The organism is Streptomyces sp. Inha503 (assembly GCF_047215865.1).
Classification (GTDB): domain Bacteria; phylum Actinomycetota; class Actinomycetes; order Streptomycetales; family Streptomycetaceae; genus Streptomyces; species Streptomyces lycopersici.
The window spans coordinates 3,539,296-3,559,706 of the sequence record NZ_CP178360.1; the positions used below are offsets into that span (position 1 = coordinate 3,539,296).

Sequence of the window (20,411 nt, forward strand, 5' to 3'; positions counted from 1 at the left end):
CGCCCGGGTTTGTGAACGACTTCATCACTCTTCCGGGGCTTGTGTTGACGCCTCGAAGATGATTGCGAGTTTCCGTCGATATCCCCCGCCAAACGACCGGCTCCGGTATGGGCGGCGGCGCGCGGGCGAGATCTGCCGAACAATTCACGCGGCGGCCGGAAAAGCACGGCCCGGCCCCATCCGGAGCGCACAATTCCGCCACAAATCGCCGGGGGTTGGAGTCCGAGGTTTACCCCCACCCGGGCGCGGTACCCGCCGCCCCGGAGCCAACATGACTGACAGATCCGATGAGACCCCCGAGAAGACGGCGGCCGGCGGCCCGAGCCCGCTGGCACTCCTGCGTGGCGCCCGTGAGCAGCTCGTCGAGCTGACGGGCCTGTCCCCCGAGTCCCTCCCCCGTCTGGAGCGGACCGACGACGGGTGGCTGCTGGAGGCCGAGGTGACGGAGCTGGTCCGGGTGCCGGAGACGATGAGCCTGATGGCCCTGTACGAGGTGACCCTCGACCCGGACGGCCTGCTCACCGGCTACCGGCGCCTGCGCCGCTATGAGCGCGGCCGGAGCGACCGCCGCTGACGCCGGCGGGGGACCGGACGCCACCGGAAACGAGAGGAACACACCCGACATGACCACCGTTGTCCCGGCACAGCAATCCAGGGGCGGGGGCGGCACCAGCGGCCTGTACGACGTCCTGGAACTCATACTCGACCGAGGGCTGGTGATCGACGCGTTCATCCGAGTCTCCCTGGTCGGCATCGAAATACTCAAGATCGACATTCGGATCGTGGTCGCGAGTGTCGACACCTATCTGCGGTTCGCCGAGGCGTGCAATCGCCTCGACCTGGAGTCGGGCCCGAACAAGTCCCCCGGGCTGCCCGAGGTCGTCGAGGGCGTCACCGAGAACGGCGCGCGGTCCAAGACCAAGGGCGCCCTCTCCGGCGCCGGCGACACCGTCTCCAAGGCCGCCCAGTCCGTGGCCAATGCGATCCGCCCGTCGGAGGAGGACGAGGAGGAGGAGCCGCACCGGCGCCGTCCGGCCCGTAAGGCGGCGCCGCGGAAGTCCGAGGAGTCCTCATGACCACGTATGTCTACGGCATCGCGCGCGGCGAGGTCCCGGACCTGGGCGATCGGCTGCTGGGCATCGGCGACCCCCCACTGCCGGTCCGGGCGCTGAACGAGGGAGAGCTGGCCGCGATCGTCAGCGACTGCCCGCCCGAGCTCAAACCCCGGCGCCGCGATCTGCTGGCCCACCAGCACGTACTGGCCGAGGTCAGCGACTCCCGCGCGGTGCTGCCGATGCGCTTCGGCAGCGTCTCCTCCAGCGACGACGACGTCCGCAGCGTGCTGGCCGAGCACGCCGACCGCTACCAGGACCAGCTGAACCGGCTGACCGGCCGGGTGGAGTACAACGTCAAGGCCGTGCACGACGAGGACTCGGTGCTCCACCAGGTGCTCGCCGAGGAGCCGGAGCTGCGGATGATGGCGGACGCCAACCGGGCGGCGGGCGGCGGCACCTACGAGGACCGGGTGCGCTTCGGCGAGCTGATGGCGGGCGCGGTACGGGCCCGTGAGGTGCGGGACGCCAAGCTCGTGGAGGAGGCGCTGGCTCCGACCGCCGAGGAGGTGCGGCCCGGCCCGGAGAGCGGCGGCTGGTTCGTGAGCCTGTCGCTGCTGCTCGGCAAGGACGCCGCCGATCCGCTGCTGTCGGCGGCCGCCGAACTGGAGCGGGCCCACCCCTGGCTGAAGCTGCGGATCAACGGTCCGCTGCCGCCGTACAGCTTCGTCGAGTCCTGATGCTGATGATCGGCTGGGTGCTGAGGCAGGTCGTCGCCGCGGCGGAGCGGGAGTACTACGACCCGGCCAACATCCAGCGCGCTCTGGCCGAGTTGGAGACGCGGCTCGACCAGGGCGTGATCGACGAACGAGAGTTCGAGCGGCAGGAGGACGTGCTGCTCGACCGGTTGGAGGAGGCGCGCCAGTGGGCGAACGGGACTCTGTGACCACCCGGGGCGGTGTGGCCCCGACGGCCGGCGCCTACGGCTCACCGGCGTCGTCGCTCGGCTCCTCGGGGTCGTACGGCCTGGCCGGACGGGGTGAGGGCGGGGCGAACCTCGCCGACATCCTGGAGCGGGTGCTCGACAAGGGCGTGGTGATCGCGGGCGATATCCGCATCAATCTGCTCGACATCGAACTTCTCACGATCAAGCTGCGGCTGATCGTGGCCTCGGTCGACAAGGCGAAGGAGATGGGCATCGACTGGTGGGAGCACGACCCATCGCTCTCGTCGCGCGCCCGGACCGGGGTGGACGGCGGCGAGCAGGCCGAGGCCACCCGCAGGGACGGCCACGAGAACACCGAGGTGACCAGCGGGCGGAACCGGGAGACCACCGAATGACCGAAGGACTGCGGTACGCCTACGCGGTCGTGCGCGACACCGGTGCGCCGGACGCCGCCCTGGACGCCCTCACCGCCCTGGAGGGGGTGCCCGGCGTCGCGGACGAATCGGTGTACGCCGTACGCCATCTGGGGCTCGCCGTGCTGGCGGGCGCCGTACCGGCCGAGGACTACGACGAGGGCTCGCTGCGGAAGCGGCTGGAGGACATGGCCTGGCTGGAGAAGATGGCCCGGGCCCACCAGCGGGTGGTCGACACCGCCGCTGCCGAGTCCTGTGTCATACCGGTCCGGCTGGCCACCGTGTGCCACGGCGACGAGGGGCTGCGGCGGCTGCTCGCCACCGGGCGGGAGCGATTCGTCTCGGCGCTGGACCGGCTGGAGGGCAGGGTCGAATGGGGCGTCAAGGCGTATGCCACCCAGCCCGCCGCCGAGGAGCCGCCCGCCGGGACCGCCAACGCCGCGCGCTCCCTCAGCACCGCGGACGTCCCGAGCGCCCCGAACTCCCCGGGCGCCATGTCCGGCCGCGACTATCTGCGCCGCCGCAAGGCCCAGCGGCAGGCCGCCGAGCGGCGCTGGGGCGATACGGAGGAGGGCGCGCGGCTGGTGCACGACACCCTCAGCGGGCTGGCCGAGCAGTCCCGGCTGCATCCGCCGCAGGACCCCCGGCTGTCGGGCATCTCCGACCGCAATGTGCTGAACGCCGCGTATCTGGTGCGGCGCGAGGACAGCGCCGACTTCGCCGAGCGGGTCGGTGAGCTGGCCGGGCGTACGCCCGCGCTGCGGGTGGAGCTGACCGGCCCCTGGGCGCCGTACTCCTTCACCGCCGTGGACGAGACCTCCGGCGCGGAAGGCTCGGAAGGCGCGGAAGCGGAGACCGAGAACGCGGAAGCGGAGACCGAGAGCGCGGGGGCGGACGGATGACGATGGCCCCCGAGGGCCCCCTGGCCCATCAGCGGATCGCTCTGGTGGACGTGTTGGACCGGCTGCTGGCGGGCGGCGTGGTGATCACCGGTGATCTGACCCTGCGGATCGCCGACGTCGATCTGGTCCGCATCGATCTGCGCGCGCTCATCAGCTCGGTCAACGCCAATGTGCCGTCCCCCTGGGAGGAACCGTGAGCCGCAAGCTGGAGCTGGACCAGGACACCGTCGAGCGCGATCTGATGAAGCTGGTGCTCACCGTCGTGGAGCTACTGCGCCAGCTCATGGAGCGGCAGGCGCTGCGTCGGGTGGACCAGGGCGATCTGACGGAGGACCAGGAGGAACGGATCGGACTGACGCTGATGCTCCTGGAGGACCGGATGGGCACGCTCTGCGACCGCTACGGCATCGCGCCCTCCGATCTCAATCTGGACCTTGGGCCACTCGGTCCGCTCCTGCCCCCGAGGGAGTGACGCTCGGGGCAGCTCCCCGGATCACGCCGCCCACCGGGCGATCATGGCGATACCCGCCCAGGACACGGAGGAGTCCCGATGGCGACAGAGACCGCGCGGACCGCCGGTCCAGTACAGGAGACGCGGCAGGGAAGCGTGCTGGTGGACTGGCTCACCACCACCGACCACAAGAAGATCGGGCATCTGTATCTGATCTCGTCATTCGGCTTCTTCCTGGTCGGCGGCGTGCTGGCGCTGGTGATGCGTGCCGAGCTGGCCCGGCCGGGCCTCCAGATCGTCTCGCAGGAGGAGTTCAACCAGGCGTTCACCCTGCATGGCACGATCATGCTGCTGCTGTTCGCGACCCCGGCGTTCGCGGGGTTCGCCAACGAGATCATGCCGCTCCAGATCGGCGCGCCCGATGTGGCCTTCCCACGCCTCAACATGCTGTCGTACTGGCTGTATCTGTTCGGCGGGCTGATCGTGGTGGCCGGTCTGCTGGTGCCGGGGGGCGCCGCGGACTTCGGCTGGACCGCCTACGCCCCGCTCAACAGCCCCATCCGCTCCCCCGGTATCGGCGCCGATATGTGGATCATGGGGCTGGCGCTGTCGGGGTTCGGAACGATCCTGGGCGCGGTGAACTTCCTGACCACCATCATGGCGATGCGCGCGCCGGGCATGACGATGTTCCGGATGCCGATCTTCACCTGGAACACCCTCTTCACCTCGATCATGATCCTGATGGCGTTCCCGGTGCTGGCGGCGGCGCTGCTGGCGCTGGAGGCGGACCGGCGGTTCGGGGCGGTGGTCTTCGACCCCCGGTACGGCGGGCCGCTGCTGTGGCAGCACCTCTTCTGGTTCTTCGGCCATCCCGAGGTCTACATCATCGCGCTGCCGTTCTTCGGCATCATCTCCGAGATCATCCCGGTCTTCTCACGCAAGCCGATCTTCGGCTATGTGACGCTTATCGGCGCGACCATGGCCATCACCGGACTGTCGATGGTGGTCTGGGCCCATCACATGTTCGCCACCGGATCGGTTCTGCTGCCCTTCTTCTCCCTGATGTCGTTTCTGATCGCCGTGCCGACCGGGGTGAAGTTCTTCAACTGGATCGGCACCATGCTGGGCGGCTCGGTGTCCCTGGAGGCGCCGATGCTGTGGGCGGTCGGGTTCCTGGTGAGCTTCCTCTTCGGGGGGCTCACCGGCGTCATCCTGGCCTCACCGCCGCTGGACTTCCATGTCACGGACACCTACTTCGTCGTGGGCCACTTCCACTACGTGGTCTTCGGGACGGTCGTCTTCGCGATGTTCGCCGGGTTCTACTTCTGGTGGCCCAAGTTCACCGGAAAGCTGCTGGACGAGCGGCTGGCCAAGATCCACTTCTGGACGCTGTTCACCGGCTTCCACACCACCTTCCTGGTGCAGCACTGGCTGGGCGTCGAGGGAATGCCGCGCCGCTACGCCGACTATCTGGCGGCGGACGGCTTCACCGCGCTCAACACCATCTCCACGATCGGCTCCTTCCTGCTGGGCATGTCGACCCTGCCGTTCCTCTACAACGTCTGGAAGACGGCCAAGTACGGCGAGAAGGTGGAGGTCGACGACCCCTGGGGGTACGGCCGCTCCCTGGAGTGGGCGACCTCCTGTCCCCCGCCCCGGCACAACTTCACCACGCTCCCCCGGATCCGCTCCGAATCGCCGGCCTTCGATCTGAACCATCCCGAGGTGGCGAGCCTCACGCAGGGGAGGGACCAGCGGCCGGGGCCACGGGGCTCGGTCAGCCCAGGGCCCGGTCCAACCGGTTCCTGAGCTCCCGGATGTGGTCGTTCAGCTCCACCGGCTCGCGCACCTCGAAGTCAAAGCCGCTCAATCCGATGTGGATCACCAGCGCATCGAGGCTGTGGGCGCCGGTGTGCAGCAGACAGCTGTGCTCGTCCACGGCCTCCAGCACCCCCACCGTGGGCGTGAAACGCTCGGCCGCCCGCTCGGCGGGCACCCGCAGCAGCACGGTGGCCCGCTGGGCGTAGACGGAGGTGGTGATGCCCCGGGCCACATAGGCGGCGATGTCGTCGGCGGGCGGGCGGCGCGGGGGGAAGCGGGGGCCGTGCGGCGGGGTCGGGGTGATCCGGTCGACCCGGTACGTACGCCAGTCGGCCCGTTCCACGTCCCAGGCCACCAGATACCAGCGGCGCTGCGCGGCGACCAGCCGGTGCGGTTCGACCGTGCGGCGGGTGACCGCACCGCCGTGGTCGCGGTACTCGAAGCGCAGCTGATGGCAGTCCCGGCAGGCGGCGGCCAGCTCGGTCAGCACCCCGGGGTCCACCCCGGGGCCGCCGCTCCAGCCGGACAGCGGCACGGTGAAGGCGGTCAGCGCGCCCACCCGGCGGCGCAGCCGCTCCGGGAGCACCTGCTCCAGCTTGGCCAGGGCCCGCACCGAGGTCTCCTCGATGCCCTCGACCCCGCCGCCGGTCGCCTGGCGCAGCCGCACCGCGACCGCCACCGCCTCCTCGTCGTCCAGCAGCAGCGGCGGCAGTTGGGCGCCCGCGCCCAGTTGATAGCCACCGCCGGTGCCCGGCGCGGAGTGCACCGGGTAGCCGAGCTCGCGCAGCCGGTCGACATCGCGGCGCACGGTGCGCGGGGTGACCCCGAGCCGGTCGGCGAGGTCCGCGCCGGACCATTCGCGGTGGGCCTGCAACAGGGAGAGCAGGCGGAGCAGTCGGGCCGAGGTCTCCAGCATGCGGCCGAGTCTGCCACCGGTCGAGGACAGCCTTGGTCCTCAAGGCTGTCCTCGGCTCGCTCTCAAGATGTCCTCGGCTCGCCCCAAGGCTGACCTCGGCTCGCCCTCGGACTCCCGGGCTCAGACGAGCGCCTCGATCCGCACCGCGAGATCGTTGTCCCGGGTGTAGTACGGCCGGGCCAGTGCCTCCCCGCCCCGACCGGCCACCGTACGCGGCGGATAGGTGAAGATCTCCTTCTTGTCCGCGACATCGTCCAGGATCCGGGCGAGCCGCGCCGGGGCCATGTTCTGGTCCGCCGGGCGCAGCCACAGGTCCCAGACGTCCGCGCCGCCGCCCCAGGTCCGCGCGAGCTCGGCGTAGGAGAGCGTGAAGGCGAAGTCCGAGCCCTCCACCTCCAGCGGTGCCGTGCGCACCGGGGCCTCGCCCCCGCGGCAGCGGGCCTCGACCACCGCGTCGGCGAGCCACTCGGACGGGTACGCGACACGGTAGAGCCGCCCCCGCACCGCCATCGTGTCGTCCTCCAGCCGGATCTCCCCGGCCTCGGCGTGGGGCGCCCGCCGCCAGCTGCGCAGCGAGAGGTTGCCGTGCTTGGTGGCGTACGGGATGCGCACGGACAGCGGGGACGTGCTCGGGCCGGGGCGGCGGTCCACGAGCGAGCGCAGGTCGTTCAGGCCCGGGGCGAGCCGCCGCGGCTCGGCGTCCCGGTGGGCCACATGGACGTCCCAGCGGCCCTCGGGCAGGGCAACGGTGCTGGGCAGGGCGGCCTGGAGCCCGCCGTCCGCGGTCGGGCCCAGCGGCAGCCGCACCTCCCCGTCGGGGGCGTCCCTCCCGCCCCGGCGGATCAGTACCAGCGCACCGCTCCAGTCGTCGTGGCCGCCCGGGGCCGGGCGGGCCCGGTCGGCGATGTGGAAGGTGAGCCCACCGGCGGAGTCCGCCACGCAGTCGGCGCGGGCGGGGGCGCCCTCGGCGGCCTCACTCATTCTGTCCTCCTCGACGTGCTGCGTTGCCTGTGCTGGTGCACTCATGCGACACGCACCTTCCGCAGGGAGTCCTTGGCGGCGAACGCGCCGCCGATCAGGGAGCCACGGGCGCGGTGCAGGGAACCCCGCAGGCCGCTGCGGCCGATCAGCTCGGAGAACAGCGTCTCGTAGCGCCCGGCCACCCGCGAGGGGTCGAAGCGGGCCGAGTCCTTCAACGCGGCCTGCCCCATCTGCTGGCGCAGCTCGTCGTCGTTGATGAGGTCGAGCAGCGCGGCGGCGATGGCGTCGGTGTCGCCGGTGGGCACGAGACGGCCGTCCACACCGTTGTCGATGATCTCCGCCGGCCCGTGCGGGCAGTCGGTGGACACCACCGGAAGGCCGCAGCGCATGGCCTCCACGATGGTCATGCCGAACGACTCCAGGCTGGAGGTGACGGCGGCTATGGAGCCCTTGGCCCACTCGGGGTCGAGCGGATTGGCCGGGCCCATCAGGAAGACGTTGTTGTAGAGGCCGAGCCTGTCGATGAGGGCGCGCAGCTTGGCGTGCTGGGCGCCGCCGCCGTAGATCCGCAGCCGCCAGTCGGGGCGGGCCTCACTGACCTTCGCGAAGGCGTGTATCAGCAGGTCGTAGCGTTTCACCGGGGCCAGCCGGCCGGCCGCGACCACCCACTTGCCGGTGCCGTCGGCGGGGTCGAGACCGGGCGCGGGCACGCTGTTGGGGACCGCCTCGACCCGCACGCCGGGCAGCCGCATCTGGCCGCGGTAGGTCCGGGCGTCGGCCTCGGTCACGGTGGTCACCGCGTCCAGCCGAGGGTAGACGGCGCGCAGAGCCCGCTTCAGTCCATTGGAGTGGGTGCTGAGCGTCAGATGCTCCTGGCCCACCCGTACCGGACCGCGGCGGGCCTCCCGGGCGATGTGGACATTGAGCCCGGGCCGGGTTCCGACGACGATATCGGCCTCCAGCGAGCGCAGATGATCCGCGATACGGCGGTCGGTGAGCGCGCTGTACTGCTTGTAGCGGCCCTCGGTCACGGGGAAGACCTGCGCCGGGCGACCGTGGTCAGGGTCGCCGCCGTCGTAGGACGGGCTGCTCTTCCGGAGGTCCACGAGATGGCTGAGCCCCACCCGCGGACCGGGGTCGAAGATCGGCTGGTCGCGGTGGCGGAAGACCGACACGATCTCCACATCGTGCTGCTCCCCCAGGGTGCGGGCGAGGTTGTACGTGGTCCGGATCGTCCCGCCGATCCCGTACGCGTTGTGAATAAGGAAAGAGATGTGCATCCGGCCCCGTATCCCACTGCTTCCCCGCGGACGGGTGTGTCGTCCGCCTACCACGATGTAAGACCGGGAAAAGTGGCACAGGGTTGGGTTTCATCACCTTCTTGTGCTCCAACAGATGTGAAATCGGTAGGGAGTCGGGGGAACTTTTCGGCCCGACGGCGCATCAGACCGCGGGGTGGCCGGGCGCGTGACCCCCGCCCCGCATGGCCCGTTGTCTACGTATGAGCCGGGAAACCACTCGGCCCACCCACCGAGACCGAGGAGCCACCCGTGCCGCGCATGCTCGACGTCAGCGATGACGTACGCGCCGAGATCGGCGACGAAGAAGCCGACCGGCTGCTCGCCGGGGACAACGCCCCGGGCGCTTACGACTGCACGTCCTGCCGCACCCCCGGCAACACCGAGCAGGAGCGGACCAGCACCGTGCTCTTCGTGGGGCAGGAGACGGCGGTGCTGGCCTTCGCGCACGCCACCTGCGTGCCCTCCCAGGTCGTCCCGGTCTCGGAGGACCAGTTGCGCGGCGCGGTGCGGTCCATCACGGGTGAGGACAGCGCGCCGCCGACCGCCGAGGCCTCCCACGCGCCGCCCGTACCGGCCGCGTCGCACGCCGCCACGTCGTACTTCCCCGGCCCGACGGCCCCGGCCCCGGCCACGTCGCCCGCCCCGGTCCCGTCACCGGTGTCGCCCGGCACCGTGTCCCACACCCCGGAGCCGTCCGGGCAGGCGCCGGCGCCGCAGCAGGCGGTGCTCGGTGTGACCAGCGGGGTGGTGCTGGTCGGTCAGGAGGCGTGCGCGGCGCTGGTGGTGGAGCCGACCGCGCCGATCATCCGCCCCGGTTCGATCGGCCACGGCGATGAATTCCTCCAGCTCCTCAGCGAGCAGGGGTTCGCCCCGGTGGTCGACCTGGGCCGGCCGCCCGCGCCCAACCCCGGCTGGTCGGTGCTGCTGGCCATGGGGCGGCTGCACGCGGTGCTGATGCCGGCGCCGGGCAGCGGCCGACCGGTGGCCTGGTGGCAGGCGCACAGCCCGATGCCGCTGAGCGAGGGCTGGCGGAGCGCCGTCGGCCGCTCCCAGAAGGTGCTGGTCTACGCCGCGGCCGCGGGCACGATCGGCACCCAGCCGCGCGAGGACCAACTGCGCGCGGCGCTGGACCGGGCCGCCGCGCGCGGCGCTCTGGTCGGCGCTTCGATGCCGCTCGCGGGCACATGACCGCCATGGCCGCCGCCGCCCCGGGCTCGCCCCCGGACCTCACCGATCCTTGGTGGGCAGCCCATTCGCCACCGATGCCGCATCCGACGGGCGGCCGGGTCGTTGGCACATACGTGCACGCATACGACCTCTCCTACCGTTCCCCCTCATACGGCTGCATTCCAGCCATGCGCCCAGCGCTGGAGGCGGCGCACGATCCCTGGCGCCACTCCGCCACGCCGATCTACGACGCGTTGTACGCGGAGTACCGCAGGCTGTTCCGGGCGCTGCCCGGTGACCGCTCGGACGAGGAGAACATGGAGTTCGTGGCGTTCGCCGCCATCGGTCAGCCCCGGGGCCTCGTCAGCGGCTACGGCCGCCCGGACGACCACGGCGGGGCCTGGCACACCGACGAGCTGTACTACCGCGGCTACCTCCCCGCGCTCCCGCCCGGCCGGGGTGAGGAGCCGGGGCACACGTACTGACGCGGTGCCGGGGGCCGGGGCGGCAGGAGCCCCCCGGCGCGGCCGCCGCCATGTCCCGCGGCCGCGCCACCGCCACTTCCTACGGCCCCACTTCTTACGGCCGCGCCCCCGCTCCGTCTCGCGGCCGCGCCTCCGCTACTTCTTACGGCCGCGCTTCTCGCGCACCCGCACCGAGATCTGCAACGGCGTCCCCTCGAAGCCGAACTCCTCGCGCAGCCGCCGCTCGATGAAGCGGCGGTAGCCCGCCTCCAGGAAGCCCGAGGCGAAGAGCACGAACCGCGGCGGCCGGGTCCCGGCCTGCGTCCCGAAGAGGATCCGCGGCTGCTTGCCGCCCCGGATCGGATGCGGATGGGAGGCGACGATCTCGCCGAGGAAGGAGTTGAGCCGCCCGGTCGGGACGCGGGTCTCCCAGCCGGCCAGCGCCGTCTCGATCGCCGGGACCAGCTTCTCCATATGGCGGCCGGTGCGGGCGGAGACATTGACCCGCGGCGCCCACTGGACCTGCACCAGCTCCGTCTCGATCTCGCGCTCGAGGTAGTAGCGGCGCTCCTCGTCCAGGGTGTCCCACTTGTTGTAGGCGATGACGAGCGCGCGCCCGGCCTCGACGGCCATCGAGATGATCCGCTGGTCCTGGACGCTGATGGACTCGCTGGCGTCGATCAGTACGACCGCGACCTCCGCCTTCTCCACGGCGGCCGCGGTGCGCAGCGAGGCGTAGTAGTCGGCGCCCTCCTGGAGGTGGACCCGGCGGCGGATACCGGCGGTGTCGACGAACTTCCAGGTGATGCCGCCGAGTTCGATCATCTCGTCGACCGGGTCGCGGGTGGTTCCCGCCACCTCGTTGACGACCACCCGCTCCTCGCCCGCGACCTTGTTGAGCAACGAGGACTTGCCCACGTTCGGACGGCCGATCAGGGCGATCCGGCGCGGGCCGCCGATCGTGGCCCCGAAGGTCTGGGCCGGGGCCTCGGGCAGCGCCTCCAGGACCGCGTCGAGCATGTCGCCGGTGCCGCGGCCGTGCAGCGCGGAGACCGCGTACGGCTCGCCGAGGCCCAGCGACCACAGCATCGCGGCATCGGCCTCGCCGCTGGGCCCGTCGACCTTGTTGGCGCACAGCACCACGGGCTTTCCGGCCCGGCGCAACAGCTTGACCACGGCCTCGTCGGTGTCGGTGGCGCCCACCGTGGCGTCCACGACGAAGACCACCGCGTCTGCGGCGTCGATCGCGAACTCGGCCTGGGCGGCCACGGACGCGTCGATGCCGAGCACGTCCTGTTCCCAGCCGCCGGTGTCGACCACCTTGAAGCGGCGGCCGGACCACTCGGCCTCATAGGTCACCCGGTCGCGGGTGACGCCGGGGCGGTCCTCCACGACCGCCTCCCGGCGGCCGATGATCCGGTTCACCAGGGTGGACTTGCCGACGTTGGGGCGGCCGACGACGGCCAGCACCGGCAGCGGGCCATGCCCCGCCGCGGCGAGGTCGCCCTCGACCTCCGCGGGGTCGAAGCCCTCTTGCGCGGCGAGCTCCATGAACTCCGCGTACTCGGCGTCGCCAAGCTCCCCGTGCTCGTCGCCGCCGCTGTGGATCTGGTCGTTCATGAAGATTTCCTCGTCGTCCCTCAGTACCGCGCACCGCCCCTGGGGGCTCGCGGGTCTATGTCTGTTCCGGGCGGCCGGTGAGCCGCCTGGCGGTATCCAGATGCGTGGCCAGCCGCTTCTGGATGCGCTCGGTGGCCTGGTCCAGGGCCGCCCGCGTCCGCCTGCCGCTGCCGTCCCCCGCCTCGAACGGGTCGCCGAACACCACGTCGATCCTGCCGCGCAGCCGGGGCAGCGGCCTGGACCGGCCGTCGTCACGCGGGGTGGCGGTACCGAACACCGCCACCGGCACGATCGGCGCGCCGGAGCGCACCGCGAAGTACGCGAGCCCCGAGCGCAGCGAGGCGAAGTCGCCCTCGCCCCTGGTGCCCTCGGGGAAGATGCCCAGCACCCCGCCGCGCTCCAGCACCCCCAGGGCCTGGCCGATCGCGGTGCGGTCGGCGCTCGTACGGTCCACCTTCAGCTGACCGATACCGCGCAGGAACGGGTCCAGCGGGCCGATGAACGCCTCCTTCTTGACCAGGAAGTGCACCGGCCGCGGCGAGGTGCCGATCAGCATCGGGCCGTCGATGTTGTGGGAGTGGTTCCCCGCGAGGATGACGGGCCCGGCGGACGGGATCCGCCACGCGCCCAGCACCCGCGGCCGCCACAGCCCGTACATCAGACCGATGCCGATCCGCCGCCCCACGGCGGCCCCGGCCGCGCTGGGAAGTGTCCCGTCGGTGGTGCTCACGCGACCGTCCGCTTCTCCTCGACGAGGGTGACCACGCACTCGATGACCTGGTCGAGGGTGAGCTCGGAGGTGTCCACCTCGACCGCGTCGTCCGCCTTGGCCAGCGGCGAGGTCTTGCGGCCGGAGTCCAGGGCGTCCCGCTTGGCCAGCGCGGCCTGGGTGGCGGCCAGGTCGCTGGCCTCCTTGCCCTTCAGCTCACCGCTGCGGCGGGCCGCCCGGACCTCCGGGGAGGCGGTCAGGAAGATCTTCAGGTCGGCGTCCGGGAGGACCGTGGTGCCGATATCCCGGCCCTCGACCACGATGCCGCGCGGCGCCTCGGCGGCGATGGTCCGCTGGAGCTCGGTGATCACGGACCGCACCTCGGGCACCGCGCTGACCGCGCTGACCCGCGAGGTGACCTCCTGGGTGCGGATCGGCCCGGAGACATCGGTGCCGTCGACGGTGATCGTCGGGTTGGCCGGGTCGGTGCCGGAGACGATGGCGGGCTTGCCCGCGGCGTCGGCCACGGCCACGGCGTCCTCGACGTCGATGCCGTTGGCCACCATCCACCAGGTGATCGCCCGGTACTGGGCGCCGGTGTCCAGGTAGCCCAGGCCCAGCTTGGCGGCGACGGCCTTCGAGGTACTGGACTTGCCCGTGCCTGCGGGGCCGTCGATCGCGACAATCACTGCGGCCGGGGCGGTCCGGGCGGCGGTTTCCACGGTGACAGACACCTTTCGTGTGCACGGGGCTGGGTTGAACGGGCCATGTGGGCCTCGGACAAGGTTACTGGCTTCCCCCGGGCGGCTTCGCACCGCTGGGGGGCGGCCCCGGGGCCGGGGCCGCGGGCGGTCCGGTCCGCCGCTACTGCCGGATGGACCATCCCCGCTCCCGCAGGGCCTGGGTGAGCCCCGGGGCCGCCGAGGGTTCGACCACCAGCTGGATCAGACCGGCCTGCTGCCCGGTGGCGTGCTCGATCCGGACGTCCTCGATGTTGACACCCGCCCGGCCCGCGTCGGCGAAGATCCGGGCCAGCTCGCCCGGCTGGTCGCCGATGAGCACCGTCACGGTCTCATAGGCGGCCGAGGCGGCGCCGTGCTTGCCCGGCACCCGCTCGCGCCCGGCGTTGCCCCGGCGCAGCACGTCCTCGATCCCGGCCGCGCCATCGCCGCGCTTGGCCTCGTCGGCGGACTGGAGCGCGCGCAGCGCCCGGACCGTCTCGTCCAGGTCGGCGGCGACGGCGGCGAGCACGTCGGCCACCGGGCCGGGGTTGGCGGACAGGATGTCGATCCACATGGCGGGGTCGGAGGCCGCGATCCGGGTGACGTCGCGGATGCCCTGCCCGCACAGCCGCACCGCCGTCTCATCGGCGTCCTGGAGCCGCGCGGCGACCATGCTGGACAGCAGGTGGGGGGTGTGCGAGACGAGCGCCACCGCCCGGTCGTGGGCCTCGTCCTCCATCACCACGGGCACCGCCCGGCACAGCGCGACCAGCTCGAGCGCGAGGTTGAGCACCTCGGTGTCGGTGCCGCCGGTGGGCGTGAGCACCCAGGGCCGCCCCTCGAAGAGGTCGGCGGTGGCGGCCAGCGGCCCGGAGCGCTCCCGGCCCGCCATCGGATGCGTGCCGATGTAGCGGGTCAGATCGCAGCCCAGGGCCTCCAGCTCACGGCGCGGGCCGCCCTTGACGCTCGCGACGTCCAGGACGCCGCGGGCCAGCCCGCGGCGCAGCACATCGGCCACCGTCGCCGCCACGTACGCCGGGGGCACGGCGACGATCGCCAGGTCCACGGGTCCCTCGGGCTGGCCCTGAGTCCCGGCGCCGCGCGCCTCGGCGGTCCGGGCCTGGGCCTCGTCGTGGTCGGCGAGGTGCACCTGGACGCCACGGCCGGCCAGGGCCAGCGCGGCGGAGGTGCCGATCAGGCCGGTGCCGATGACGAGGGCGGTTCTCATTGGGCGATGTCCTTGCGGAGGGAGCCGGCGGCGCCCAGGTAGACATGGGCGACATCGGACTTGGACAGGGAGGTCTCGATATGCGCCAGGATGCGGACGACGCGGGGCATGGCCCCTTGTATGTCCAGCTCCTGGGCGCAGATCAGCGGTACGTCGGTGATGCCCAGCTTGCGGGCGGCGACCGCCGGGAAGTCGCTGTGCAGATCGGGGGTGGCCGTGAACCACACGCTGATCAGGTCGTCCGGATCGAGGGCGTTCCGCTCCAGGATGGCGGTCAGCAGCGCGGAGACCCGCTCATGCATGTGCTCCGGCTCGTCCCGGTCCAGCTGGACGGCCCCGCGGACCGCTCGTACCGCCACGTCTCGCTCCCCTGTGCGTGCTGTGCCTGTCGTGCGTCGGGCGCGGCCGCGGTGTCCGGCCACACTCCCGATCAGCGTAACGAGCGGGTCGGACAGGCTCCCGGGGCGACCGCTGGGCGAGACGCCGCGGCCCGCTGACGACGCTACGGCCCGCCGACGGCCGGGTCCTTCAGCGGCGCCGGGTCCGTATCAGAGCTCGACCTCGCGCATGAGCATGCCGACCTCGGTGTTGGTCAGCCGGCGCAGCCAGCCGGACTTCTGGTCGCCGAGCGCGATCGGGCCGAAGGCCGTCCGCACCAGCTTGTCGACCGGGAAGCCGGCCTCGGCGAGCATCCGCCGCACGATGTGCTTGCGGCCCTCGTGCAGGCTCACCTCGACCAGATAGTTCTTGCCGGTGTTCTGCACCACCCGGAAGTGGTCGGCGCGGGCGTAGCCGTCCTCGAGTTCGATACCGCTCTTGAGCCGCTTGCCCAGGTCGCGCGGGAGCGGGCCCTGGATGGCGGCGAGATAGGTCTTCCGCACGCCGTAGCGGGGGTGGGTGAGGCGGTGGGCCAGCTCACCGTGGTTGGTGAGCAGGATGATGCCCTCGGTCTCGGTGTCGAGGCGGCCGACGTGGAAGAGCCGGGTCTCGCGGTTGGTCACATAGTCGCCCAGGCACTGGCGGCCGTCGGGGTCCTCCATGGTGGAGACGACACCGGCGGGCTTGTTCAGCGCGAAGAAGAGGTACGACTGGGTGGCCACGGTCAGCCCGTCGACCTTGATCTCGTCCTTCTCGGGGTCCACGCGCAGCCCCTGCTCGGTCACGATCTTGCCGTTGACCTCGACCCGGGCCTGGTCGATCAGCTCCTCACAGGCGCGGCGCGAGCCCATACCGGCGCGGGCGAGCACCTTCTGGAGCCGCTCGCCCTCCGGCTCGCCGAAGGTCTTGGGCATCTTGACCCGCGGCTTGTCGTGGCGGGCGCGGTTGCGCTCCTCTATCTGCGCCTCGTACTCGCGCGGCCGGGCCGGGCCGGGCTTGCGGCCACGGCCGCCGCCACCGCCCTTGGGGCCACCGCCCTTGGGGCCGCCACCCTGGGAGCCCTGGGAGCCCTGAGAGCCCGTCCTGGGGCCGCCCTGGGAGCCCTTCGGGCCTGCCTTCGGACCCGCCTTGGGGCCGCCACCCACGTCGTAGCGGCGCTCTTCGGGGCGGGGGCGGCCGGCGCGCTGCTGCTGCTCGTCGCGCCTGTTCCCCGCGCCTCGGTAGTTCTTGCCGCCGCTACCGCTGCCCCTGCTGTTCCTGCCGCTGCTTCGCATCAAGTTTCCGTCTGAGAGTGGCCGCTGCCGGCTCGGTGTTCTACGTCGTCGTGCGTTCTGCGTCGTCCTGCGCGTCATCGCCGTCGATGGCGTCCGGGTCGAACGACGGCACGCCCTCCTGGGACTCGCCCTCGACCGCGTCCGCCTCGGGGAGGAACGGCGCGAGCTCCGGGAGCTCGTCCAGCCCCCGCAGGCCCATCCGCTCCAGGAAGTAGTTCGTCGTCCTGTACAGGATCGCACCTGTTTCGGGTTCCGTGCCCGCCTCCTCGACCAGGCCCCGCTGGAGGAGGGTCCGCATCACGCCATCGCAGTTGACGCCGCGGACGGCCGAGACTCGGGAACGGCTGACCGGCTGACGGTACGCGACCACCGCGAGGGTTTCCAAAGCGGCCTGGGTGAGCCGGGCCTGCTGGCCGTCCAGGACGAACCCCTCGACGGCGGCAGCGTAGGCCGGGCGCGTGTAGTAGCGCCAGCCGCCCGCGACCAGCCGCAGCTCGAAGCCCCGGCCCTGGGTCGCGTACTCGTCGGCCAGTTCGCGCAGCGCGTCCGCGACGGCGCGGCGCGGCCGCTGGAGGACCTTGGCGAGGTTCTCCTCGGTGGCGGGCTCGTCGACGACCATGAGGACGGCCTCCAGGGCGGGCTTGAGGTCCAGCTCGGCGACCTCGGAGAGCCCGGCGGGTGTCCGCTGCTCGCTCAACTCGCTACCTCCTCCTTCTCCTTCTCGGGCGTGACCGTCTCCTTCTCGGGCTGCTTCTCGGGCTGCTTCTCGGGCTGCTTCTCGCGCTCCTTACGGGGCACGGCCTCCTGGTCGAACTCGTCGGTGACCAGTGGCCGCTCGCCCGCCTCGCCCGTCCAGCGGACCATGAGCGAGCCCAGCGCCTCCGGCTGGTCCAGGAGGATCGCGCGCTCGCGGTAGAGCTCCAGGAGCGCCAGGAAGCGCGCGACGACCGTAAGGACGTCGGGAGCGTCCTCGGTGAGCGCGGCGAAGGTCGCCTCCCCCAGCTCCCGCAGCCGCGCGACCACCACCTCGGCCTGCTCCCGGACGCTGACCAGCGGGGCGTGGATGTGGTCGACGTAGACCTGCGGCTTGGGCTTGGGCTGCATCGCCTTGACCGCCAGCTTGGCGAAGCCCTCGGGGCCGATGCTGATGACAACGTCGGGGAGCAGCTCGGCGTGGTGCGGCTCCAGGCCGACGGTACGGGGGTGACGGGCGGCCTCGGCGGTCAGCCGGTCGTTGAAGATGTCCGCGATCTGTTTGTACGCGCGGTACTGGAGCAGCCGGGCGAAGAGCAGATCGCGCGCCTCCAGCAGCGCCAGGTCCGCCTCGTCCTCGACCTCGGCGGCGGGCAGCAGCCGGGCCGCCTTGAGATCCAGCAGGGTCGCCGCGACGACGAGGAACTCGGTGGTCTGGTCGAGGTCCCAGTCCGGCCCCATGGCGCGGATATGGGCCATGAACTCGTCGGTGACCTTGGAGAGGGCGACCTCGGTGACGTCCAGCTTGTGCTTGGAGATCAGCTGGAGGAGGAGGTCGAAGGGCCCCTCGAAGTTGTCCAGCCGCACGGTGAACCGGTTGCCACCGTCCTCGGCTCGCGCCTCGCCCTGACCGCCCCCACCACCCGCCTCGGCCCCCTCACTCGCCTGGGCCCCCTCACCCGCCTCGGCCCCCTCACCCGCCTGGGCCCCGTCGCTCACGTCGGCCTTGTCGCTCCCGCCCCCGGCCGCCGCACCGCCGTGCCCGCCCGCGGAGGGCGCCACGTCGAGGTCGGCCCGAGCGTGCACCGGCTCCGGCTCGTCCGCCGACGCATCCTTACGGCCGCGCCCACCGCCCGCGTCCCGCCGCGCGTCCCGGGCAGCGGCGTCGACCGTCGCCGGAGACGGCTCGGGTCCGGCGTCCGGCGCCGTGAGTTCCTCCGAGGCGGCCTCGCGCACCTCGGGCGCGCCCGACGGCTCAACGGTGGCCTCGGGAGCCGTCTGAGCGCCGTCCAGCGGCCCTCCGGCCGCCGAAGGCGAGGCGGGCTCGGCCGTCGCCGTGGCAGGGGTGGCCTCCGTCGCCGTGCGTGGGGCGGTTTCGCCGCGCGGCGCGGGGCGCTCCTCCGCGGCGGTGTCCGCCTGCGGGGCCGGTGCGTCCAGGGCGGGGGACGGCGCGTCGCGGTGCTGCGTGGGCGCGGTGGACCGGTCCGGATCCGTCCCGGCCGGCGCCGTGCCGGGCCCCCGGCCGAGGGTGCGGCGAGAGGGGCGGGGCGGCGGGGCGGGGGTGTCGTTCGTCGGCATCGCGGTCCAGGGTGTTCAGGGCCGGGCGGGGCAGCCCGTACGACCGGGCAGGCTATCGCCCGGCCCGGTCAACGGCCGCGGAGGCGGCGCACCAGGATGCTCGCGTCGCCGCGCGACTCGAGGTCGGCGAGGACGACCGCGACCGCCTCGCGGACGATCCGGCCGCGGTCGACGGCGAGCCCGTGCTCGCCGCGGAGCACCAGACGCGCGTGCTCGAGGTCCATCAGCTCCTCGGCGGAGACATAGACCGTGATCTTCTCGTCGTGGCGCTCGCGCCCACTGGGCCTTCGGTTCGGGGTACGGGCGCGGCGGCGGGCCGGGCCGTTCTGCTCGGCCGCGGCCGAACCGCCCTGGGCCTGACGGCCCTTGGGCCGGTCCCCGGCGGCGGGGCGCCGCTCGCCGACCGCGTCCGGGGAGGCCGTCTCCCGTCCCGTGTGTTCGCCCGAGCCGGACTGCTCGCCGTCCGCGCGCTGCTCCTGTCCTTCGCGCGGCTCGGCGCCCGCGTCGGGTTCGGCGGCGGGCGGGGGTACCCGGGGGCCCTCGCCGTTCGCCTGGCGGCGCCCGGCGGCGGGGGCGGAGGACTGGAGGCCCATCCCTCCCGTGGTGCGGAACAGTTCGTCGGCTCCCGGCAGACTCACTCGGCGTGACACCGGGCGAGCACCTCCCTGGCGAGCTGGCGATAGGCGGCGGCACCGACGGAGTTGGACGCGTACGTGGTGATCGGCTCACCCGCGACCGTGGTCTCGGGGAAGCGGACCGTACGGCCGATGACCGTGTGGTAGACGTGATCGTCGAACGCCTCGACCACGCGGGCGAGGACCTCACGGCTGTGCACGGTGCGCGAGTCGTACATCGTGGCGAGGATGCCGTCCAGCTCCAGGTCGGGGTTGAGCCGCTCCTGGACCTTCTCGATCGTCTCCGTGAGCAACGCCACACCGCGCAGCGCGAAGAACTCGCACTCCAGCGGCACGATCACCTTGTGCGCGGCGGTCAGCGCGTTGACCGTGAGCAGACCGAGCGAGGGCTGACAGTCGATGACGATGTAGTCGTAGTCGGCCATCAGCGGCTTGAGCGCGCGCTGGAGGGTCGACTCCCGGGCGACCTCGCTCACCAGCTGCACCTCGGCGGCCGACAAGTCGATATTGCTGGGCAGCAGGTCCATATTGGGCACGGCCGTCTTCAGCAGCACCTCGTCGGCCGACATGCCCCGCTCCATGAGCAGGTTGTAGACCGTGAGGTCGAGCTCCATCGGGTTGACCCCGAGGCCGACCGACAGGGCGCCCTGCGGGTCGAAGTCGACGAGCAGGACCCTGCGGCCGTACTCGGCCAGGGCCGCGCCCAGGTTGATGGTGGAGGTGGTCTTGCCGACCCCGCCCTTCTGGTTGCACATCGCGATGATCTTCGCGGGACCGTGGTCGGTCAGCGGCCCGGGGATCGGGAAATACGGCAGCGGACGCCCGGTGGGGCCGATCCGCTCGCGGCGCTGGCGGGCAGCGTCGGGCGCGAGCGTGGCCGCGTATTCGGGGTCTGGCTCGTACTCCGCGTCCGGGTCGTAGAAGTGCCCGTCGGGGAGGTCGTCGTAGTCGGCGAAGCGGGCGGGATCCGTGCCCCCCTGGTCGCCGGCCATGGCGTTCACGTGATGGCCGTCCATGCTGTGGCTCTGGTGGGCTGTCGTCGGGCTCTGGCGGGTTGCGAAGGTACGGACAGCGACGGAGCCGACAGCCTCGAGCCCCGAGGGGCCCTGGCCCCGCGCAGCCGGTCCTGGTTGACCACCCCCGGGAGAAAATGTCGACTC

24 protein-coding genes are annotated in these 20,411 nt (G+C 72.2%); 11 read left to right on the plus strand and 13 right to left on the minus strand.

Annotated features, from left to right (window positions below):
* Positions 1–271: 271 nt before the first annotated feature.
* The 9 genes from gvpO (at position 272) to ctaD (ending at position 5,573) form a co-directional block, all read left to right on the plus strand.
* The gene (gvpO, locus tag ACJX2R_RS14430; protein ID WP_413100445.1) at positions 272–574 is read left to right on the plus strand and encodes a gas vesicle protein GvpO; all 303 of its coding nucleotides are present in this window, start codon (positions 272–274) and stop codon (positions 572–574) included.
* A 49-nt stretch (positions 575–623) separates the two neighbouring features.
* On the plus strand, positions 624–1,076 hold the full coding sequence (locus ACJX2R_RS14435) for a gas vesicle structural protein GvpA (protein WP_413100446.1): 453 nt from the start codon (positions 624–626) through the stop codon (positions 1,074–1,076).
* Positions 1,073–1,792, plus strand: coding sequence for a GvpL/GvpF family gas vesicle protein (locus ACJX2R_RS14440; protein WP_413100447.1), 720 nt, complete (start codon positions 1,073–1,075; stop codon positions 1,790–1,792). Before ACJX2R_RS14435 ends, ACJX2R_RS14440 begins: the two co-directional genes overlap by 4 nt.
* A gap of 17 nt (positions 1,793–1,809) precedes the next feature.
* Positions 1,810–1,998, plus strand: coding sequence for a gas vesicle protein GvpG (locus ACJX2R_RS14445; protein ID WP_413100448.1), 189 nt, complete (start codon positions 1,810–1,812; stop codon positions 1,996–1,998).
* 80 nt (positions 1,999–2,078) lie between these two features.
* Positions 2,079–2,393 (plus strand): gas vesicle protein, encoded by a 315-nt coding sequence (locus ACJX2R_RS14450; RefSeq protein WP_413105855.1) that lies wholly within the window; start codon positions 2,079–2,081, stop codon positions 2,391–2,393.
* The gene (locus tag ACJX2R_RS14455) at positions 2,390–3,313 is read left to right on the plus strand and encodes a GvpL/GvpF family gas vesicle protein (RefSeq protein ID WP_413100449.1); all 924 of its coding nucleotides are present in this window, start codon (positions 2,390–2,392) and stop codon (positions 3,311–3,313) included. Before ACJX2R_RS14450 ends, ACJX2R_RS14455 begins: the two co-directional genes overlap by 4 nt.
* Positions 3,310–3,510, plus strand: a complete 201-nt coding sequence (locus tag ACJX2R_RS14460; RefSeq protein ID WP_262705130.1) for a gas vesicle protein — start codon at positions 3,310–3,312, stop codon at positions 3,508–3,510. The genes ACJX2R_RS14455 and ACJX2R_RS14460 overlap by 4 nt, the downstream gene beginning before the upstream one ends.
* Positions 3,507–3,785, plus strand: a complete 279-nt coding sequence (locus tag ACJX2R_RS14465; RefSeq protein WP_037949869.1) for a gas vesicle protein K — start codon at positions 3,507–3,509, stop codon at positions 3,783–3,785. The genes ACJX2R_RS14460 and ACJX2R_RS14465 overlap by 4 nt, the downstream gene beginning before the upstream one ends.
* A 78-nt stretch (positions 3,786–3,863) precedes the next feature.
* Positions 3,864–5,573: a cytochrome c oxidase subunit I gene (ctaD, locus tag ACJX2R_RS14470; RefSeq protein ID WP_413100450.1), complete on the plus strand. Its 1,710-nt coding sequence runs from the start codon at positions 3,864–3,866 to the stop codon at positions 5,571–5,573.
* Here the strand turns inward: ctaD and ACJX2R_RS14475 are convergent.
* The 3 genes from ACJX2R_RS14475 to ACJX2R_RS14485 all read right to left on the minus strand — a co-directional run bounded on the left by ACJX2R_RS14475 (position 5,542) and on the right by ACJX2R_RS14485 (position 8,762).
* The gene (locus ACJX2R_RS14475; protein ID WP_413100451.1) at positions 5,542–6,501 is read right to left on the minus strand and encodes a helix-turn-helix transcriptional regulator; all 960 of its coding nucleotides are present in this window, start codon (positions 6,499–6,501) and stop codon (positions 5,542–5,544) included. The two genes, ctaD and ACJX2R_RS14475, sit on opposite strands and share 32 nt — an antisense overlap.
* 120 nt (positions 6,502–6,621) lie before the next feature.
* Positions 6,622–7,482 (minus strand): hypothetical protein, encoded by an 861-nt coding sequence (locus ACJX2R_RS14480; RefSeq protein ID WP_413100452.1) that lies wholly within the window; start codon positions 7,480–7,482, stop codon positions 6,622–6,624.
* Positions 7,483–7,523: 41 nt separating this feature from the next.
* Positions 7,524–8,762, minus strand: a complete 1,239-nt coding sequence (locus tag ACJX2R_RS14485) for a glycosyltransferase family 4 protein (RefSeq protein ID WP_413100453.1) — start codon at positions 8,760–8,762, stop codon at positions 7,524–7,526.
* A 270-nt stretch (positions 8,763–9,032) separates the two neighbouring features.
* On the opposite strand from ACJX2R_RS14485, the gene ACJX2R_RS14490 reads away from it, so the two are divergent.
* Together ACJX2R_RS14490 and ACJX2R_RS14495 are read left to right on the plus strand one after the other, a co-directional pair.
* Positions 9,033–9,971 carry a hypothetical protein gene (locus ACJX2R_RS14490; protein WP_262705134.1) on the plus strand — a complete coding sequence of 313 codons (939 nt, stop codon included), beginning with the start codon at positions 9,033–9,035 and terminating at the stop codon, positions 9,969–9,971.
* 167 nt (positions 9,972–10,138) lie between these two features.
* A complete protein-coding gene (locus ACJX2R_RS14495) occupies positions 10,139–10,435 on the plus strand; it encodes a hypothetical protein (protein WP_413100454.1) in 297 nt (98 codons plus the stop codon).
* 135 nt (positions 10,436–10,570) lie between these two features.
* On the opposite strand, the gene der is transcribed toward ACJX2R_RS14495, so the two are convergent.
* The 10 genes from der to ACJX2R_RS14545 form a co-directional block, all read right to left on the minus strand.
* Positions 10,571–12,034: a ribosome biogenesis GTPase Der gene (gene der / locus ACJX2R_RS14500; RefSeq protein WP_413100455.1), complete on the minus strand. Its 1,464-nt coding sequence runs from the start codon at positions 12,032–12,034 to the stop codon at positions 10,571–10,573.
* Positions 12,035–12,089: 55 nt separating this feature from the next.
* The gene (locus ACJX2R_RS14505; protein ID WP_413100456.1) at positions 12,090–12,803 is read right to left on the minus strand and encodes a lysophospholipid acyltransferase family protein; all 714 of its coding nucleotides are present in this window, start codon (positions 12,801–12,803) and stop codon (positions 12,090–12,092) included.
* The gene (cmk, locus tag ACJX2R_RS14510; protein WP_262705136.1) at positions 12,761–13,465 is read right to left on the minus strand and encodes a (d)CMP kinase; all 705 of its coding nucleotides are present in this window, start codon (positions 13,463–13,465) and stop codon (positions 12,761–12,763) included. The genes ACJX2R_RS14505 and cmk overlap by 43 nt, the downstream gene beginning before the upstream one ends.
* Before the next feature lie 142 nt (positions 13,466–13,607).
* The gene (locus ACJX2R_RS14515) at positions 13,608–14,693 is read right to left on the minus strand and encodes a prephenate dehydrogenase (RefSeq protein ID WP_413100457.1); all 1,086 of its coding nucleotides are present in this window, start codon (positions 14,691–14,693) and stop codon (positions 13,608–13,610) included.
* Entirely contained in the window at positions 14,690–15,052 is a 363-nt protein-coding gene (gene aroH, locus ACJX2R_RS14520) for a chorismate mutase (protein WP_262705138.1), read from the minus strand. Before aroH ends, ACJX2R_RS14515 begins: the two co-directional genes overlap by 4 nt.
* A 189-nt stretch (positions 15,053–15,241) precedes the next feature.
* Complete coding sequence (locus ACJX2R_RS14525) at positions 15,242–16,345, minus strand: pseudouridine synthase (RefSeq protein ID WP_413100458.1); 1,104 nt, start codon at positions 16,343–16,345, stop codon at positions 15,242–15,244.
* A gap of 40 nt (positions 16,346–16,385) precedes the next feature.
* On the minus strand, positions 16,386–17,042 hold the full coding sequence (gene scpB, locus ACJX2R_RS14530) for an SMC-Scp complex subunit ScpB (protein WP_138911310.1): 657 nt from the start codon (positions 17,040–17,042) through the stop codon (positions 16,386–16,388).
* On the minus strand, positions 17,039–18,616 hold the full coding sequence (locus tag ACJX2R_RS14535; RefSeq protein WP_413100459.1) for a segregation/condensation protein A: 1,578 nt from the start codon (positions 18,614–18,616) through the stop codon (positions 17,039–17,041). The genes scpB and ACJX2R_RS14535 overlap by 4 nt, the downstream gene beginning before the upstream one ends.
* A gap of 68 nt (positions 18,617–18,684) precedes the next feature.
* Positions 18,685–19,266 carry a hypothetical protein gene (locus ACJX2R_RS14540; protein WP_262705142.1) on the minus strand — a complete coding sequence of 194 codons (582 nt, stop codon included), beginning with the start codon at positions 19,264–19,266 and terminating at the stop codon, positions 18,685–18,687.
* The gene (locus ACJX2R_RS14545; RefSeq protein ID WP_020872375.1) at positions 19,251–20,267 is read right to left on the minus strand and encodes a ParA family protein; all 1,017 of its coding nucleotides are present in this window, start codon (positions 20,265–20,267) and stop codon (positions 19,251–19,253) included. Before ACJX2R_RS14545 ends, ACJX2R_RS14540 begins: the two co-directional genes overlap by 16 nt.
* Between the last annotated feature and the right edge of the window lie 144 nt (positions 20,268–20,411).